At 51.0% G+C, this 16,363-nt stretch carries 17 protein-coding genes; 10 read left to right on the top strand and 7 right to left on the bottom strand.

Annotated elements, in window-relative coordinates:
* The first annotated feature begins 26 nt into the window (after positions 1–26).
* The 5 genes from AC27N8_RS24370 to AC27N8_RS24350 all read left to right on the top strand — a co-directional run bounded on the left by AC27N8_RS24370 (position 27) and on the right by AC27N8_RS24350 (position 6,826).
* Positions 27–3,182 (top strand): AAA family ATPase, encoded by a 3,156-nt coding sequence (locus tag AC27N8_RS24370; protein WP_487070249.1) that lies wholly within the window; start codon positions 27–29, stop codon positions 3,180–3,182.
* A gap of 14 nt (positions 3,183–3,196) precedes the next feature.
* Positions 3,197–4,465 (top strand): DNA double-strand break repair nuclease NurA, encoded by a 1,269-nt coding sequence (locus tag AC27N8_RS24365; RefSeq protein ID WP_487070247.1) that lies wholly within the window; start codon positions 3,197–3,199, stop codon positions 4,463–4,465.
* 228 nt (positions 4,466–4,693) lie between these two features.
* Positions 4,694–5,356, top strand: a complete 663-nt coding sequence (locus AC27N8_RS24360) for a CpXC domain-containing protein (protein WP_487070245.1) — start codon at positions 4,694–4,696, stop codon at positions 5,354–5,356.
* Between the two features lie 4 nt (positions 5,357–5,360).
* The gene (locus AC27N8_RS24355; protein WP_487070243.1) at positions 5,361–5,846 is read left to right on the top strand and encodes a MogA/MoaB family molybdenum cofactor biosynthesis protein; all 486 of its coding nucleotides are present in this window, start codon (positions 5,361–5,363) and stop codon (positions 5,844–5,846) included.
* Positions 5,847–5,884: 38 nt separating this feature from the next.
* Complete coding sequence (locus tag AC27N8_RS24350) at positions 5,885–6,826, top strand: WD40 repeat domain-containing protein (RefSeq protein WP_487070241.1); 942 nt, start codon at positions 5,885–5,887, stop codon at positions 6,824–6,826.
* A 12-nt stretch (positions 6,827–6,838) separates the two neighbouring features.
* Here AC27N8_RS24350 and AC27N8_RS24345 read toward each other — a convergent pair whose 3' ends face one another.
* Positions 6,839–7,549, bottom strand: coding sequence for a hypothetical protein (locus AC27N8_RS24345; RefSeq protein ID WP_487070239.1), 711 nt, complete (start codon positions 7,547–7,549; stop codon positions 6,839–6,841).
* A gap of 312 nt (positions 7,550–7,861) precedes the next feature.
* Between AC27N8_RS24345 and AC27N8_RS24340 the strand changes: the two genes are divergently transcribed.
* The 3 genes from AC27N8_RS24340 (at position 7,862) to AC27N8_RS24330 (ending at position 10,310) form a co-directional block, all read left to right on the top strand.
* Complete coding sequence (locus tag AC27N8_RS24340) at positions 7,862–8,305, top strand: hypothetical protein (protein WP_487070237.1); 444 nt, start codon at positions 7,862–7,864, stop codon at positions 8,303–8,305.
* A gap of 413 nt (positions 8,306–8,718) precedes the next feature.
* Positions 8,719–9,510 carry a phosphate ABC transporter ATP-binding protein PstB gene (pstB, locus tag AC27N8_RS24335; protein ID WP_487074745.1) on the top strand — a complete coding sequence of 264 codons (792 nt, stop codon included), beginning with the start codon at positions 8,719–8,721 and terminating at the stop codon, positions 9,508–9,510.
* 35 nt (positions 9,511–9,545) lie between these two features.
* Positions 9,546–10,310, top strand: coding sequence for a response regulator (locus tag AC27N8_RS24330; protein WP_487070235.1), 765 nt, complete (start codon positions 9,546–9,548; stop codon positions 10,308–10,310).
* A 25-nt stretch (positions 10,311–10,335) separates the two neighbouring features.
* Here AC27N8_RS24330 and AC27N8_RS24325 read toward each other — a convergent pair whose 3' ends face one another.
* Entirely contained in the window at positions 10,336–10,836 is a 501-nt protein-coding gene (locus tag AC27N8_RS24325) for an HIT family protein (RefSeq protein WP_487070233.1), read from the bottom strand.
* Between the two features lie 51 nt (positions 10,837–10,887).
* Entirely contained in the window at positions 10,888–11,244 is a 357-nt protein-coding gene (locus AC27N8_RS24320) for a winged helix-turn-helix transcriptional regulator (protein ID WP_487070232.1), read from the bottom strand.
* 246 nt (positions 11,245–11,490) lie between these two features.
* Between AC27N8_RS24320 and AC27N8_RS24315 the strand changes: the two genes are divergently transcribed.
* Positions 11,491–12,636 carry an ABC transporter ATP-binding protein gene (locus AC27N8_RS24315; protein ID WP_487070230.1) on the top strand — a complete coding sequence of 382 codons (1,146 nt, stop codon included), beginning with the start codon at positions 11,491–11,493 and terminating at the stop codon, positions 12,634–12,636.
* Here AC27N8_RS24315 and AC27N8_RS24310 read toward each other — a convergent pair.
* From AC27N8_RS24310 to AC27N8_RS24295, 4 genes are all read right to left on the bottom strand, one after another.
* The gene (locus AC27N8_RS24310) at positions 12,627–12,740 is read right to left on the bottom strand and encodes a DUF7737 domain-containing protein (protein ID WP_487070228.1); all 114 of its coding nucleotides are present in this window, start codon (positions 12,738–12,740) and stop codon (positions 12,627–12,629) included. The genes AC27N8_RS24315 and AC27N8_RS24310 overlap by 10 nt on opposite strands.
* Complete coding sequence (locus tag AC27N8_RS24305; protein WP_487070226.1) at positions 12,741–13,253, bottom strand: hypothetical protein; 513 nt, start codon at positions 13,251–13,253, stop codon at positions 12,741–12,743.
* A 177-nt stretch (positions 13,254–13,430) separates the two neighbouring features.
* Positions 13,431–14,702: a transcription termination factor Rho gene (gene rho / locus AC27N8_RS24300; protein WP_487070224.1), complete on the bottom strand. Its 1,272-nt coding sequence runs from the start codon at positions 14,700–14,702 to the stop codon at positions 13,431–13,433.
* 362 nt (positions 14,703–15,064) lie between these two features.
* Positions 15,065–15,571 carry a hypothetical protein gene (locus AC27N8_RS24295; RefSeq protein ID WP_487070222.1) on the bottom strand — a complete coding sequence of 169 codons (507 nt, stop codon included), beginning with the start codon at positions 15,569–15,571 and terminating at the stop codon, positions 15,065–15,067.
* Positions 15,572–15,942: 371 nt separating this feature from the next.
* On the opposite strand from AC27N8_RS24295, the gene AC27N8_RS24290 reads away from it, so the two are divergent.
* Entirely contained in the window at positions 15,943–16,344 is a 402-nt protein-coding gene (locus AC27N8_RS24290; protein ID WP_487070220.1) for a hypothetical protein, read from the top strand.
* Positions 16,345–16,363 lie beyond the last annotated feature (19 nt).

Here is a 16,363-nt window from a genome sequence, read left to right as displayed (position 1 = left end):
GTGCAGGGAAGGCTGGCCACTGTATTATGCTCATCACGCGTATTGAGTTAGAGAATATTAAAAGTTATCGGCAGATTAGCGTAGATTTTCGACGTGGTACCACCGCGATCAGTGGATCAAATGGGGCGGGAAAGACGACATTAGTCGAGGCGGTAGGCTTCGCGCTCTTCGGCTACTTACCCTATAATCATGATAAATTTGTGCGTGAGGGAGAGAAGACCGGCAAGGTTGTGATTTATCTGGTCGGCAGCGATGATCGTCCCTATTCCGTCGAGAGACGCTGCGGCGCGGGCGCACGCTGGATCGTGTATGATGAAGAAGCGGATATCCGTCTGGAGCAGCGTGCCGATGTCCAGGATAAACTCCATGATCTCTTCGGCATTGAGCGCGAACGTTCGCTCGACGCTCTTTTCCGCGACGCACTCGGCGTTCCTCAGGGAACCTTCACCTCTATCTTCCTTGAAACAGCCTCCAAACGCAAACAGACCTTCGACGCGCTTCTCCAGATTGAGGACTTCAAAACTGCTGCCGATAACCTGCTTGAGACACAACGCGTTTATAAAGATCAGATGCAAGAGCAGTTGCGACTCGTCGAATTGCTACAATACAAAACACAGCATCTGGATGAGTGGAATGACACGCTCAAGGAAAAGCTCCAGCACAATCAAGAGCAGCAGGACAGAAATATACAACTCGGTGAACACCTCATCCAAAGCGAGGTACGCAAAGTTAAGCTTGATCAGCAGGCCGAGCGCGTCAGGGATCTAGGCGTCCAATATGATCAGGCACAATCCAGCCATAACTACGCACAATCGCTCCTGCGCGAACGCAGCGCCGCCCATCAAGAGGCACTAGAGGCGCAAAGAGTTGTCACAGAAAGTTTCGATGACTATCAACTCAACGAGCAGGCAACCGCAGCGCTTCGCCAACTGCGTCAGGAGATCCAGCAGCGTGATGCTTTACGTCAAACGCAAAATAGCCTCCACCACACGCGAATTCAGAGTGATGAGCGCATCAAAACCTATCAGGGCCAGCTCGAGGAGGTTGAAACGGCTCGACGACGTATCGCTGATCTGGCACCTCTGGTGGATCACCAAAGTGAGCTAGAGCGGCTGCGCGACGAAGCCAGGCATCAGAAGCAGCGCTATGAAGATATCTACACGTCCGGCAAACGGCTCGGCGAGACAATCAGCAACTTACAGAAAGAGCAAGCGCAAACGCAGCTAAAAATCACAGCTATCGAGCCACTCGTACCCGTTGCACAACTGCTGGAGACGCGCACCGAAGCCTTCAATGATTTACGCATCCAGAGCAGCACACGCAAGGAAAAACAGCGCCAACTCCAAGAGAAGGAGGTCCGTCTCAAAGAAAAGCTGGCCGAGAGAGAACCGCTCGCCGATAAACTGCGCCGAGCAGAAAATAATCTCAAGGTGATAGAAGAGCATCGTCACGAGGCCGAAGAGATGCCTGTGATAGAAGAAAAACTGCAACAGCTCATAGGACAGAAACATCACCTGCAAGGAAACATTGAAGGCTACACGCTATCGCGGGCGCAATCGGCTGGAGGACAATGTCCACTCCTGAATGAAAGCTGCCTGAACATCCGCCAGCACGGGATCGTCAGCCTGGAAGCCTATTTTGAAAATCTGCTGACCAAAGAAAAGCAAAGTATTGCAGTTATCACGGCTGAACAGGAAAAAATTGCAACCCGCAAAGATCAGATCAAGAAGTATGCTGAGGCCCTGGATCGAAGCGCACTCTACATCGACAAACGCGACAGCCTCCTTGAGGCTTCCCAGAGACTGGAGCAAGAGATTACACGCTTAGAGCTGGATCAGCAGACGCTTCAGCAAGAGATTAGCGTGATTGATCAGGTCGTTTCCCAGCTCAAGCAGGCCGAGAAGGATCTGCAAGAGAGCCGACAGGCCGATACACGTGTGCGCGAACTCGATGGCCTCTATCGCCACAGCGAGCAGCTACAAAAACAGATAGCGCAATCTGAGCTTGAAATTCAGACGCTGCGACAGGAAGCGGCTCCACTACAAAACAGCGGTGCCAGGCTCGAACAGTTCACCAGCGAACTGCACGCGCTCAATGATCCTCGTTCAGAAAGCAGAGCCAAGCAAGAGACAATCGCCAGAGAAGCGCAATATCAGCAGCAGTTACAGAGCGAGTTGGCACGTCTACACGAAATCGAAATGCAACTGCAGGCCATGGAAGCGCAACTCGCGATCTATACCTCGCTTGATAAAGACATCGCTTATCAGGAGATACGTGTACAGCAAAGCGAGGCGGGATATCGCCGTTACTTAAATCATCAGAACGCAGCGCAGACGCTCCCAGACAGGGAAAAAGCTTTCCAGCAACAGCAACAGGACACACTGAATGCTACGCAACACTTGCAGGTGATCCAGCTTGCATTTAACGAGGCGCAAGCCTCCTTCCAGCAGCATGAGTTGGACGAGTTACGCATCAAGATCGAGAGGCTGCGCACAGAGCTGATAGAGCTGGGAGGAAACATCAAAGAGCTGCAGCGCGAGATAGCTGAACTGGAGCAGAAAATCGCGGTCGCCGAAGCTTTACGCGTAGAGCTAGCAGCGGCTGAAGTGGAGCATCAGACGCTCGACGATCTGTATAAGATGACCAAGCAGTTCCGCGAGATGATTAAAGATGCCGCTCCTCACGTATTAAAAGCGATGCTGGCAGATATTTCAGCAGAAGCCAATCGCATCTTTGGAGAGGTTATGGGAGATCGTCGAGCGCAGTTGTCCTGGCGCAACGACTACGAAATCATTCTGCGCCAGCAAGGAGTTGATCGCACGTTTGCGCAATTGAGCGGTGGCGAACAGATGAGTGCGGCCCTCGCCGTCCGTCTGGCGCTCCTCAAGAAGCTCTCGACGCTCAATATCGCCTTTTTCGATGAGCCAACACAAAATATGGATGAGCTACGACGTATGAATCTTGCCGAGCAGATTCGTCGTGTCCGTGGCTTCGATCAATTGATCGTGATCAGCCACGACGACACCTTCGAACAAGGATTAGATAGTCTTGTCCGCCTCAACAAGGTCAACGGCGAGACACGCGTGCTCGACGATGATGGAATGCTCCCACAATCCAATTTTGGAGGCGTCTGGCACAATGATGGGCAGGATCATCAGCCCCAACTCCAGCCAACCAATTAGACGGAGGAGAGAACATGCTGCATAAAGGCAAACTGCAAGCCGCACTCAATGCCAAGCAAGGACAATTCTCGCTCTTTGACAGCACCTTTCATGATCAGATAACCATGTATCAGCAGGCGCTCGAAGGACTACATAAGACCTATGCATCCAGCAGCCAACTCGACAGCGTGCTGCCACCCGATGATCCTGGAATGCCGCCAGCCGGTGCGCGTCCGACCATGGAATTCGATCACTGGCTCACCACGGCAGCCGAGCAGACCTATCATGGTCCTGTTTTTCCCTTTGGGCGAGAATTCTCCAGCCACGAACAATCACGACTGTGGGCCGAGTGTATTGAGGGCATCACCACCATCGCAGTCGATGGCAGCCAGCTCATGCCCTGGCGAGACGCATCTATCCCCGTTGGATTAGTACAGGTTGGCTTCTTTGTCAATCCTCACGCACGCGGACAGACCTACACCAAAGACGTCCGCATAGAAGTGCTCACACCCGAAGAGCTGATGGAGGAGAATGGCAATGAGCTAGATGATCCTGATAGCTATCCCTACTCCGAAATGCAGGTGACACAGCGCCGCTACCTGCTGGAAGTGGAAACCATCTGCAATCTGATGCAGCAACATGCTGCGGCTCGACGCACCGACGATCCGCTGCACAGCCCAATGGTCTTCTTTGACGGCTCACTTGTTGTCTCCTTTGCGCTCACCATGCCCAATCCCTACCGGCAGCGCTACATCGACGCCGCCGTCTCGCTACTCAAGACCTCAGAGGAGCTGCGTGTCCCATTGATCGGCTACATCGACACGAGTTACGCTCGCGATACCATCACTATGCTCAGACGCCTGGATGCTAACTTACCCAGGCCAGTCCTCCAGGATACCAAGAAGATTCATGACGCCTTGCTCTGGAGAGGACATCTGCGCTGGGGAGACCGCACTCCAGCCATGATCTGCGCTCGCAACGATGTGCTCGAAAGCTACGGACCGTATCATAACAGCGTCGCCTTCAGCTATCTCCAGACCACGGCCACGCGTCCGCCGACGCGCCTGGAGTTTCCACGCTGGATGCTTGAGGATGGTATCCTCGAACCGGTATTGGATGTCGTACGCGCCGAGATTATTGCCGGCAACGGCTATCCCTACGCCATCGAGACTGCTGATGCCGTTTCCGTCATCACCATGCAAGACCGCGCCGCATTCTATGGACACTTCCAGGCTTTCATGGAACATCAAGGAGTCCAATTCACCTACTCAACCAAATCGCTCAGCAAAAACAGGCGTCGCTAGCAGCAAGGACACCGTAGCGTCGTGCCCTCTGGCACGATGTCCCACTCCACGTACGATCAGGCTCGCCTGCGTGGTGCACCGAGATCGTGCTGTCTCATACGAGTCACAGGGACATCGCTTTTAAATCCAGCACAAATATATGTTATACTTGATAGAGTATCGATCTCATACGAATAGATATTCATCCAGAAACACAGTTCACTAGAAATTAAGCGAAGAATAAGCCATATGTCACGTTCGACAACACACACATTCACCTGTCCCTGCGGACAGGTCTTTAACGGTCAGGCCTACGAATACGTCAACGTCGCCGATGAACCCCATCTGCGTTACGTTGTGCTGGCCGGATTAATCAACGTTGCCACCTGTCCCATCTGTAACAGAAGAGCAACCATCTCAATGCCATTTGTCTATTCAGATCCCGCGTATAATGTGCTTGCCTATGTACATCCACGAGCAGACGCTCCCGAGGATGCACGCCTGATGATCCTTGAGAAGTTACGCGATGTCTATCTGGATGCGACGAAGATCCGGGAGCAGCAAGACGATCAAGTGGGAGAAACCAGTGGAAACAATGGTGGACAAGTCGTTTCTCTCTCAACAAACGAAGCCCAGAATATGCCTCCACTCAAAGTCATCTTTGGCATTGAGCAGCTCGGCGAACTGATGAACGCTGTATTGTCGCAGGAAGATCGCCTGGGACGCCTGGCCTTGAATACGCAGAGTCGCAATGAGGCAGAGCGCGGACAGTTTCATGATATCGCACGTAAGCTGGCGAGCGAGATGGGATGTTGCATCGAGGTCGAAGATCTGCCCGATGAATACACCGTCTGGATCTATGGAGCACGTCGCCAGGTCGGCGCGTTGATGCGCGAATTGGCCACAAGGTAGGACTATGATAACAGTAGGAATTATTACGATCAGTGATGGCGCAGCTCATGGCACACGGCAAGACGTGAGCGGTGAGCGCATGCGCCAGCTCATCACTCTCCTGCCGGATGCCCAGATCAGCGCCCAGACCATCATTCCAGACGAAAAAGAGCAGATCATAGCGACGCTCCTCGACTGGAGTGATCATCAGCGCCTCAACCTCATCCTGACAACTGGCGGCACGGGATTGGCACCACGCGATGTCACGCCCGAAGCCACCCGAGCAGTGATTGAACGTGAGGCTCCAGGAATTGCTGAAGCACTACGCTCAAACAGTTTGCAATATACGCCGATGGCTATGCTTTCACGTGGACTCGCAGGCGTCCGAGGAAGTACGCTTATCATCAACCTGCCAGGCAGCCCCAAAGCGGTCGAAGAATGCCTGACATACATCATCGATGTCCTACCTCACGCTATCAACCTGCTCACCGAAGGACCAAAAGAACACTGACCGCAGGCCCCAGAGCACACCAAAGGACGCCAGCAGAGATGGAAGAGGACAACACGAGCCCACAGGGAGACAACGGTAAAGTCTACGCAGGCCATAGCGACAACGTCTTTGCGCTTGCCTGGTCTCCTGATGGCTCACTGATCGCCTCCGGCGGACGAGATACCACTGTCCAGATCTGGAATCCAGTGACCGGGCAGACACTTCTCACCTTTCGTCGGCATCCCACCTGTATCCTGGCGCTTGCCTGGTCTCCTGATGGAAAATATCTGGCCACCGGCTGTACCAGCGGTATCGTCTATATCTGGGCCGTCCAGACAGGCGAAGTGATAACTGACTATCGAGGTCATGTACGCTTCGTACGTAGTGTCTCCTGGTCTCCTGATGGACTCCTATTAGCATCGGGGGCAGAATACGGCGACAGTAGTACCCAAATCTGGAATCCATTCACCGGCCAGATCCACTACAAACATAGCAATCAATATCGCATCTTTGCCGCACCCTGGTCACCACAGGGAGCACGCATCGCCTCGGGTAGCTTTGATAGCAAAGTGCAGATCTGGGACCCACACACAGGTCAACTACAACTCCAGTACGACGGACACAGCGCACCTGTTTATAGCGTTTGCTGGTCGCCCGATGGCACGAGCATCGCCTCCGCAGGACACGAAGGCCGAGCTCACGTCTGGGATGCCACAACAGGTCAGCTTAAATACATCTATAGCCGGCACACCCAGCCAATCAAAGCCATGAGCTGGTCGCCAAGCGGAGCATATATCGCCACCGGAGGCAACGACCATACACTACATATCTGGTCCGCTCACAACGGACAGCCCATCGCCTCAGTCTCCAATCAACACACCTCCTGGATACGCACCCTCGCCTGGTCACCAGATAGTCGGCGACTTGTCTCAGCCAGCAAAAAAACCATCCATCTCTGGTCACAATCCCCAATGAGGCATGATATCCAATCACTCGCATGAGACCTCCCCTACTCACGTGCGGTTGGCTGTTGTCAGGTCCTTGTCTTCCATTTCCCACGCGTGATCCAGCGTGTGATAGGCAGTATGCCGAATCAGATATCGTAGCGGCCAGGTGCGAGCCGCTTTGCCCTGGGCATGGAACTCCCGAATGGCAGTACAATAGGCGTCGCGATACGCACTCAGGCCCTCGTCGGTCAGCAGTATGCCTTCAGGAGTATGCACCCCAAGCTTCGTAGCCCAGTCCTGCTCCGTGCCCAATGTATGCCTGACAATGCGGTCCCGATCCCGCCCGCCCCCGCGCGGACCCTTCCGTAGCTCCGCCGATACACGCGGATGTACAACATCGAAAAACGCCCAGCATGCCTGCATCAGGGTCAGTTCACGTTCCAATTCTGTGCTTGACATATCTTGCCTATCGATGCTTGAGAACGCGAATGAAATGCCCCAGAAGTCGGTTGAGCCCACACCTGGATAGTGCTCGACTATATCAACTGTGGTGAGAGCTGCAAACGCTGCACTCATCCCAGCTAGCTTCGCCACCTGGGCATAGCGTGGAAGATAGGATTGTAACCGTGCAATTGCGGCCTCCTCGGTCTTCGCACCACGCTCGAGACCGGGCCAATCCGGTGCCACTGCCACCACACGCTTGCCTTTTGGGCCGATTTCGAGCATCACCCGAAGTTTGTCAGTCGTCGCTCCTCCTAGCGCTGAAGGCTGTCCCATCAATGGAAATCTCCTTTTATCTGCTTGCAACGTCAAATTCTCTCTTGAGAGTATCTCATGAAAAGCGGTCAGATTTGGCCCGCATTGCAGGCTCTTGATAAGAAGGCAATAATATGTACACTCCTCATATCCAAACGGGCCTCTATTCCATTTTTTGTATCTATTTTTCCTCATCAAACGTAGTAAAAAGTGTCGAACAGATGAGTATGCGTATTCTGGGAGGATTTCCTGAAATATCAAGATACACGTTGCTATATTCTATAAAGTGGCGAAAGATGTTTCAGGATGGTTAGTTTGAAAGGGTATTGAGCGATGGCAATATATCAGACACCCATTGTCGTTGGCATTTTCCAAAATGAGATACAGGCCAAACACGCTGTAGATGCTATCCGTAGTGCTGGCTTTCGTTACGATCAAGTAGGAGTCGCGATCAGCAGCTCCAGCAATGCCACACCAGACCTGCAGGCCGATCTCACCAACCTGGGTGTGCCACAGGAACAGGCCAGCTACTATGACGCAGCCTATCAGTCTGGCGGAGTCGTGGTATCGATTCGTCCAGATGGACGAGAAGACGAAGTAAAGAACATCCTGTCGAGCAATGGAGCCTCCAACTACGAGGATCGTCCCGACGCCCATCCACCTGTTGAGCATTTGTCGGCCACGCCGATCGCACCTCAAGCGGCGACGGATACAGAAGCCGATCAAGACGAAGCAACCCAGAGTGTCGAGGCACTTGAGGCATCTACCAACGACTAACTATAAATATATTCAGACACCTCAGATTGGCTCAACGCCACAAGCTGATCCAGCAAAATGGAGAACAAACTTGAGCCAATCATCCAACCTCATTGGGCATCTGCAGCAACATGAAGAGCAGCAAAATCAAGTTATCTGGCTGCACAGCACCTATCCCTTTAGATAGTATTTAACATTCTGTTAACATATTCATAAAGCAACGTTAATTATAGAGTGATATGAATTGACTCATACATAAATTTTTCGGACAGCGACAGACTTGCCATAACAATCATCATCAGCAAAGCGCATCGCGTTAAGGAGATATGATGGAGTCACATCATTCACAGACACTACCACAGCCAGAGAAAGATTATGCTCAGGATACCGATATATCCGCTCTCAATAAACTCTCTGAGGAGAAATCCGAGCACATGGGACATTTTGACCCAACACAGACGTTAAATATCCAATCTCAGCCCAAAATTGATGTCCAAAACGCCAATTTCTTTTATGGATCGAAGCAAGCATTATATGATATATCGCTACCTTTACGCGATCGGCAAGTGACCGCGCTGATAGGACCGTCCGGCTGCGGAAAATCGACATTTTTGCGCACGCTGAACCGTATGAATGATTTGATCCCTGGCACGCGTACAGAAGGACAGGCTATCTTTGAGGGCATAAATATCTACGACAAGAAGACCGATCCGGTGCTTTTGCGCCAGCGCATCGGTATGGTTTTCCAGCGAGCTAATCCATTTCCAAAATCCATCTTTGACAACGTCGCATACGGACTACGCGTACAGGGTCAATCGAAAAAATATATTCAGGAGCGCGTGGAGGATAGTCTTAAAGGCGCGGCTCTCTGGGATGAAGTCAAAGATCGCTTACATACCAGTGCCATGGGGCTCTCGGGCGGTCAACAGCAGCGCCTCTGTATTGCGCGAGCACTGGCAGTCAAACCCGACGTGGTTTTAATGGATGAGCCATGTTCGGCACTCGATCCGATCGCGACGCTAAAAATTGAAGAGATGATCACAGAACTCGTCAAAGAGTATACTATCATCATAGTGACACACAACATGCAGCAGGCAGCGCGTGTCTCACACTTTACAGGTTTTTTCTTGAGTGGGAAATTAATCGAATATGCACCAACCACCACGCTCTTTGAGCGCCCACGCAGTCAAGAGACCGAGGATTACATCAGCGGCCGTTTTGGTTGAGTGATAGAAAATAAGTAGACGTTGAGGAGATTTCAGTGGCACGGAAAATACTGGTTGTGGATGATGAGGTAGTTTTATCGGATACCATTGCCTACAATTTAGAGCAATCTGGCTATCAAGTGACGATAGCATCCAATGGCATCGATGCGCTGGATGCCGCCAGGCAGGATACTCCCGACCTGGTGATATTGGATATCATGCTTCCAGGTATTGACGGTCTGGAAGTTTGCCGCCGCCTACGGCGCAATGACGCAACAGCAACGACTCCAATTATTATGTTAACGGCACGCGGCGATGAGATCGATAAGGTAGTGGGACTGGAGGTCGGAGCCGATGACTATATCACCAAGCCCTTTGGGCGTAGTGAGTTACTCGCACGCGTCCGGGCGCTCCTGAGACGTGCCGACTATCCTACCAGCGATGAACAGCGTCAGGACAATTATAGCGGCACGCATCGTAACGAAAGCCAGCAGGTTCTCAGGCATCATGAGCTGGTAGCAGGGGCACTCCGCATCGATGAGGCGGGCAGGCAGGTAAGCATTCAAGGGAAATACATAGAGCTCCAGCCCAAGCAATTCGATCTATTGACCTATTTTGTGCATAATCGAGGGACCGTCCTGACGCGTGATCAGCTTCTACAACACGTCTGGGGCTACGACTACGTGGGCGATACGCGGACAATCGATGTCCATGTGCGCTGGCTGCGCGAAAAGTTGGAGGAAGATCCAGCCAATCCCAAGTTGCTTCAGACAGTCCGTGGGGTAGGCTATGTCTTTAGAGGAGAACAAAAGCACGCTTAGACAACATAAGGCGTGCTTTTTCGCATCATTCAGCCACTTTGGTCTCGGCGAGGGCCTGCACTAATCTAGCATAGACAGCATCAAGATGTTCTGGCATCACTTTGACATCTCCAATCACAGGCATAAAATTCGTGTCACCATTCCAACGTGGCACTATGTGATAATGGATATGTTCGGCAAAACCCGCACCAGCGACTTTCCCCATATTGATACCCATATTAAAGCCATCAGGCTTCATCGCCACGCGTAGAGCTCTAAGAGCCCACTGAGCTTGAGCCATCATATCCGCCAGCGTCTCTGGACTCAAGAGATCAAGCGCCCCGACATGTTCAAAGGGCGCGACCATCAGATGTCCATTGTTGTAAGGATACAGGTTCAGCATCATAAAACAATACGTGCCTCGATGCAAGATATGATATTTCTCATCCTCCTGAGCAGCCGGTTGCGTGCAAAAGATGCAGCCTGGCGGAGGAGGATCTTTGGGGTCGATGAATGCCATGCGCCAGGGAGCCCATAAATTTTCCATAAGAATATAAAACCTTTATCATCCCGTAATGTCGTATGCAAGCGCACAACGCTACTTTCGGGGTTCAATCCAGGTGTCAGACCAGGTGTGGATTGCATCTGTCACAGGTTTCAGGGCATAGCCCTTTTCTGTCAGCTGGTACTCAACACGCACGGGAATCTGGGGATAGACCACTCGTCGGACTATGCCTTCTGTTTCCAATTCACGTAGACGGTCGCTCAAAACGCGATCAGATAGACCTTCGACAAGCGTGGTTAATTCGCAAAAGCGTCGTGGACCATCCATAAGAGCGTTCAGCAATAATCCCGTCCAACGTTTACAAATCACCTGAACGGCATGTTCATAACGAGGACAGGCTTGAGCTAGCGATGATGGCGATGGTATTTGTTGTGTCGGTTTTGTGGTCATAAGGCTCAGCCTACCATTTCCTATTCTGTCTTCTTGCCCGCGCAAGCATCCAAAATAGAGATATAAAACCAGTATCGAATCCGATCCTTTGGTGTATTGTTTAGTATACCATGCTTTCAGCTCTAAGGCAAGAAATGTTACGTATAAAAAGTAAGCATTCTAACGCGCAACCTTATTTGCCAAATACTGCCTCTACACGCTACGATAGAAGAGAACAAAATACAAAACATTGGGGGTATGGATAGTATGCTAGATGTTGCACTCGAAACTCACTTCGAGACCTTCCAATTGAACCTGAACTTTCAAGCTCAATCGGGGCAGACAACAGTGCTGCTCGGCGAAAGTGGAGCTGGAAAGAGTACAGTCTTACGGTTGCTAGCAGGTTTGCAAACACCACACAAAGGACACATTATACTCGACAACACAACCTATTTCGATAGTATACAGCATATTGCAATCCCCCCACAAAGGCGTCCTTTCGGCTATGTCTTCCAGGACTATGTACTCTTTCCACATCTCACGGTCTATGAAAACGTCGCCTTTGGATTGCGAGCACAACATCTACCACGTCAAATTATTCAACAACAAGTCATCGATGCATTGGAACGAATTAATCTGACCGAATATGCAGAACGACTGCCATCACAGATCTCTGGAGGACAGCAGCAACGGGTCGCCATCGCTCGCGCACTCGCGCTTCGGCCTCAGCTACTTCTCCTCGATGAGCCTCTGGCCGCCCTCGATGTCCAGACCAGACGCGAAGTAAGACAAGAATTACGGCATATCCTGCGCGATATTGGCATTACCACCCTTCTCGTCACCCACCAATACCTGGACGCCGTCCTCTTTGGAGATCAAATTCTGGTCCTTGATCAGGGAAAACTCATCCAGCAGGGAGCACAGCGCGAACTGCATGAGCGTCCACGCTCGCCATATATCGCAGAACTGGTCGGAGTAAATTTCTTTCGCGGCCAGATTAAGAGCAGCGAGGATACAACCACGTGTACTATTCGCCTCCCCACACAAAGCATCGATGAACAGCCCACGGTGATAGTCGCGCTGATCGAAGAGCCAGGCGAGCAGGCAGCATTTCAATCTAGCCAGGGACAGGAAGCCTGTGTGATCATAGATCCACGCAGCGTCACCCTGCACCAGAGCATCCCTGAAGGATCAGCGCGCAACGTTTTCCGGGGAGAAGTCTCTCAGGTGCTCCCCCTCGGCAGCTCGACAGGCAATCATGATAAGCAGGTGCGGGTGAGCATTTTGATTAACCAGAACGAGGCCCCACTAACCGCTGAGATCACCGAAGCCTCAGCCACACGCATGAACATCCGAGAGGGACAGACGATCTTTGCCACCTTTAAGGCCTCAGAAGCCAACGCCTATCTATAGATAACCTGCCAATAAAGCGGCCAACGACGGAGTTGGCTGACAATGGACGGATCTTTAATCTTTTGATCGTCGGCGAGTAAAAAGGCTTTTGAGATATGCTCCATTTATTCGTGCACCATCTCTTTTTCCCACGTACATGACTCAGGAATGGCCTCTTGCAACGCAGCAGAGAGCGCATTTAGATCTTTGATTTCATCCCGATAGACGGCCCAGGCTTTAGCTTTCTGGCTCGGATCGGTTACGCGACGATACACATTGACGCTAATCAGCTTGCCATTCGGGAAAAATTCCTCTTTAATACGCGGAACATCCTCCCAACCCAATTCGATGATCTCGCCACGGCTGGTCTTACGAATCAGCGCCGCTGGTGTAATCGTGATCGTAAAGGAGGCTGGAGCCACCATGCGGAGATACCAGGCAAAGCCAGCCACAAAGAGGATAGCAGCAATCGTGCTGCCAACAACCGAAACATCATTGCGCTCCGTATGCTGATAGAACGCGATCCACAAAATGAGTGCCACGATCCCAATCAGTCCAATAATTGTCACAACGCGTTTAAACAGGCTCAAACCGGGTCCAACAAATACCTGTTCCTGCGCGACTGAAGATGATGCCATATCAAAGCTCTCCCAAAAAGTAACCAATTTTCTGTGTGTATTGTAGCAACGCAAGGCAAATCATGCAATGCACAGACTCTTACCTTAATAAAAAGAGAGTGTTGATGATTGCTGATACGCTATGACATATCAGCAATCATCAACACTCTCAAAGGTATGAAGAGTCAGGGTATAAAGCTAAAAAATGCTCTTGGTCAGGGTAGCTAAGAACTCAGTATTATTGCTGGTCTTAGACATATGCTGGAGGAGCGCCTCAGTGGCTTCAAGACTGCTCTTGCCACTCTGCTGATCTGCGAGCGTCGAGAACATACGGCGCATCACGACAATGGAGCGGAGCGTCTTGTCGTCGAGGAGGAGTTCTTCACGGCGGGTACTGGAGCGGGCAATATCGATAGCGGGAAAGACGCGGCGCTCGGCCAATTTACGATCTAATAGGAGCTCCATATTGCCGGTACCTTTAAATTCTTCGTAGATGACATCATCCATACGACTTCCGGTATCGACAAGAGCTGTGGCGATAATCGTTAAGCTACCACCTTCTTCGATCTTACGGGCGGCACCAAAGAAACGCTTGGGCGGAATCAAGGCACTGGGATCGAGTCCACCGGAGAGGGTACGGCCACTGGGCTGTACAGCGAGATTATAGGCACGGCTCAAACGTGTAATGCTATCCAATAGCACCACGACGTCACGACCGCCTTCAACCAGACGCTTAGCGCGTTCCAGCACCATCTCAGCCACGCGTGTATGCGCCTCAGTTGGCTCATCGAAGGTCGAACTGATAACTTCAGCACGCACCGAGCGCTTCATATCAGTAACTTCTTCAGGACGCTCACCGATCAGGGCAATCATCAGATGAGTATCGCTATAATTTTCGGTGATGGAATTAGCAATTGACTTGAGGAGGAGGGTTTTGCCAGCTTTGGGGGGTGAAACAATTAATCCACGTTGTCCGCGTCCAATCGGGGCCACCAGATTTACCAGGCGGCCAGAGATGTTTGAAGGCCCGGTCTCCAGGTTGAACATCTCACGCGGGAAAATTGGGGTCAGGTTATCGAAGTGTGGGCGTCTTTTCGCGATTTCTGGATCTACTCCATTGATGGCCTCAACGCGCAGAAGTCCGTAGTATTTCTCATTATCTTTCGGGGGGCGAACCTGACCAGAGACCATATCGCCTGTGCGTAGACCAAATCGACGGATTTGAGACTGCGAAACATAGACATCCATATTGCCCGGCAGGAAGCGTTCCTGACGTAGGAAGCCAAATCCATCCTCAACTATCTCCAAAACGCCAGCGCTAAAGATATTTCCTTGCTGTTCGGTATTGGCCTGGAGAAGTCGAAAGACGAGGTCTTGTTTCTTGAGGGTGCTGTAACCAGAGAGTTCGAGGTCGCGAGCAATGTCGCGTAACTCTGTAATGGTTTTTGTTTCTAACTCAGCTATGTTCACGTTGTGTAAGGGCGCAGCAGAATCTTGAGGGAAACGCCCTTTCTCCTTTCTGAGGTTGAACCAGGATAATCAATGGTGGGATTTTTCATATCGGGTCACGTTGAAATAATATCCTGTTTGAAAGACTTGAATTTCAAGTGGCTGTGATGGTTGTTATGAGGTGCCAGCCATATACCAAAGACGCTATACAACACACCTTGCCACGAGTGATAACCTGTGGGCAAGTTGTTTGGCGTAGTACGTATCCCTGGAGCTAGCTAGAATATACCATAGACACCAAGAGATGTCAAGTGTATCAATTGCATCTTCTTCGCTTATACGAAGTCTGAAACACGTCTCTTGCAGTGGTATATACATATATACTATTTACCAGCGCGATGCATCGGGCGCTTCACTCCCTGAACACCAGCCCAACCAGTTGCCCGTTGCATATCATAGAATGAATACCAATACTTGTCAATCCATTCGTTGCAACAGCGTAAGGATTCTGCCAGCCCGCGCCGCTCTAACTCGCGCTCGACAACCCGATTGGCATGCGGATGTTGATAACGTGGCACAAGCGGTGAACCGAAGCCATGCATATAATGCACCACCTCATGAGCAATCGTCGTGATCAGAACACACTCCGGCACCTGCTGCATATACAACAGTGTATTGACCCCAATAAAAGTCAGAGTAGCATCCAGCGAGAGGCGAATCAACCCCAGGCGCGTTTTCCAGGGATAGCAATATTCGATCGTCAGGTTATTCACGCAAGCGCTATCAGCAAAATACGTCTGCCAGATCCAACGTAGATAGGCAGACAGATCAGATCTATCAACCGGCATCCTATCAAAAGTATGTTCATTCATCATTACAGGAGAGAGCATTGAGGAACTCCTTCTACAGAAAGACACCTGCCCTTTCCCCATCCACCCGGTTCAGCCCACAAACAGGTATCAAATTGCCTCGCACCATCAGTATACCAACAGGACTGGAAGGTTTATGAGAGCCCTTTAGTTTTGTAGATCGATACCGATGATAAGAGATAGCAGGGAGAGAGATGTTTACCTTTACCATAGCCATGCTATTCTCTCGGGAAGGTTGCCAGAAGATTAATTCCTGCTTGTGATCAGATTAGATTTAGCTTAACCGCTCCAACTCAAGCACAAACGGGTCATCTGACCCATATACAATCTGTCTGATTTCCATTATTCTTGAGTGTATAGAGAATAAGTAAGTAAGTAAGGAGGGAGCAATCATGAACGCAATATTTTGTAGTGAGATGGAAACCGATCTGGCAATTCACTGTCCAGTGATACAAATAGAAGATAGTTATGCCACCGCCCCATTAAAAATCGTCCTGCCCAAACAGCCAACCGCCATCGATGAAAACATCTTACACGACTCATTCGATGCCGCACTCAGCGATCGCGTTCTGGCACTACATAATCACTGGAACAGCCGCAGTAGCCTACAGACGCCAGCGTATACCACTGATGCTCTTTCACAGAGCCGACCAGGCATCAGCACAGAACCGCTGGCATACCCCTCACCAGACGCCGACACCTGGTCGCGACGCATTGTGTATGGCTGCCTGGCATTGATGTTATTGATGATTGGTTTCGATCTGATGGGATTACTGGTATTGAGAGCTCATTAAGCCGCATGAGTAAATCAAT

The organism is Dictyobacter sp. Z7_2 (genome assembly GCF_057551105.1).
This window is presented reverse-complemented; position numbering and strand designations above follow the sequence as displayed.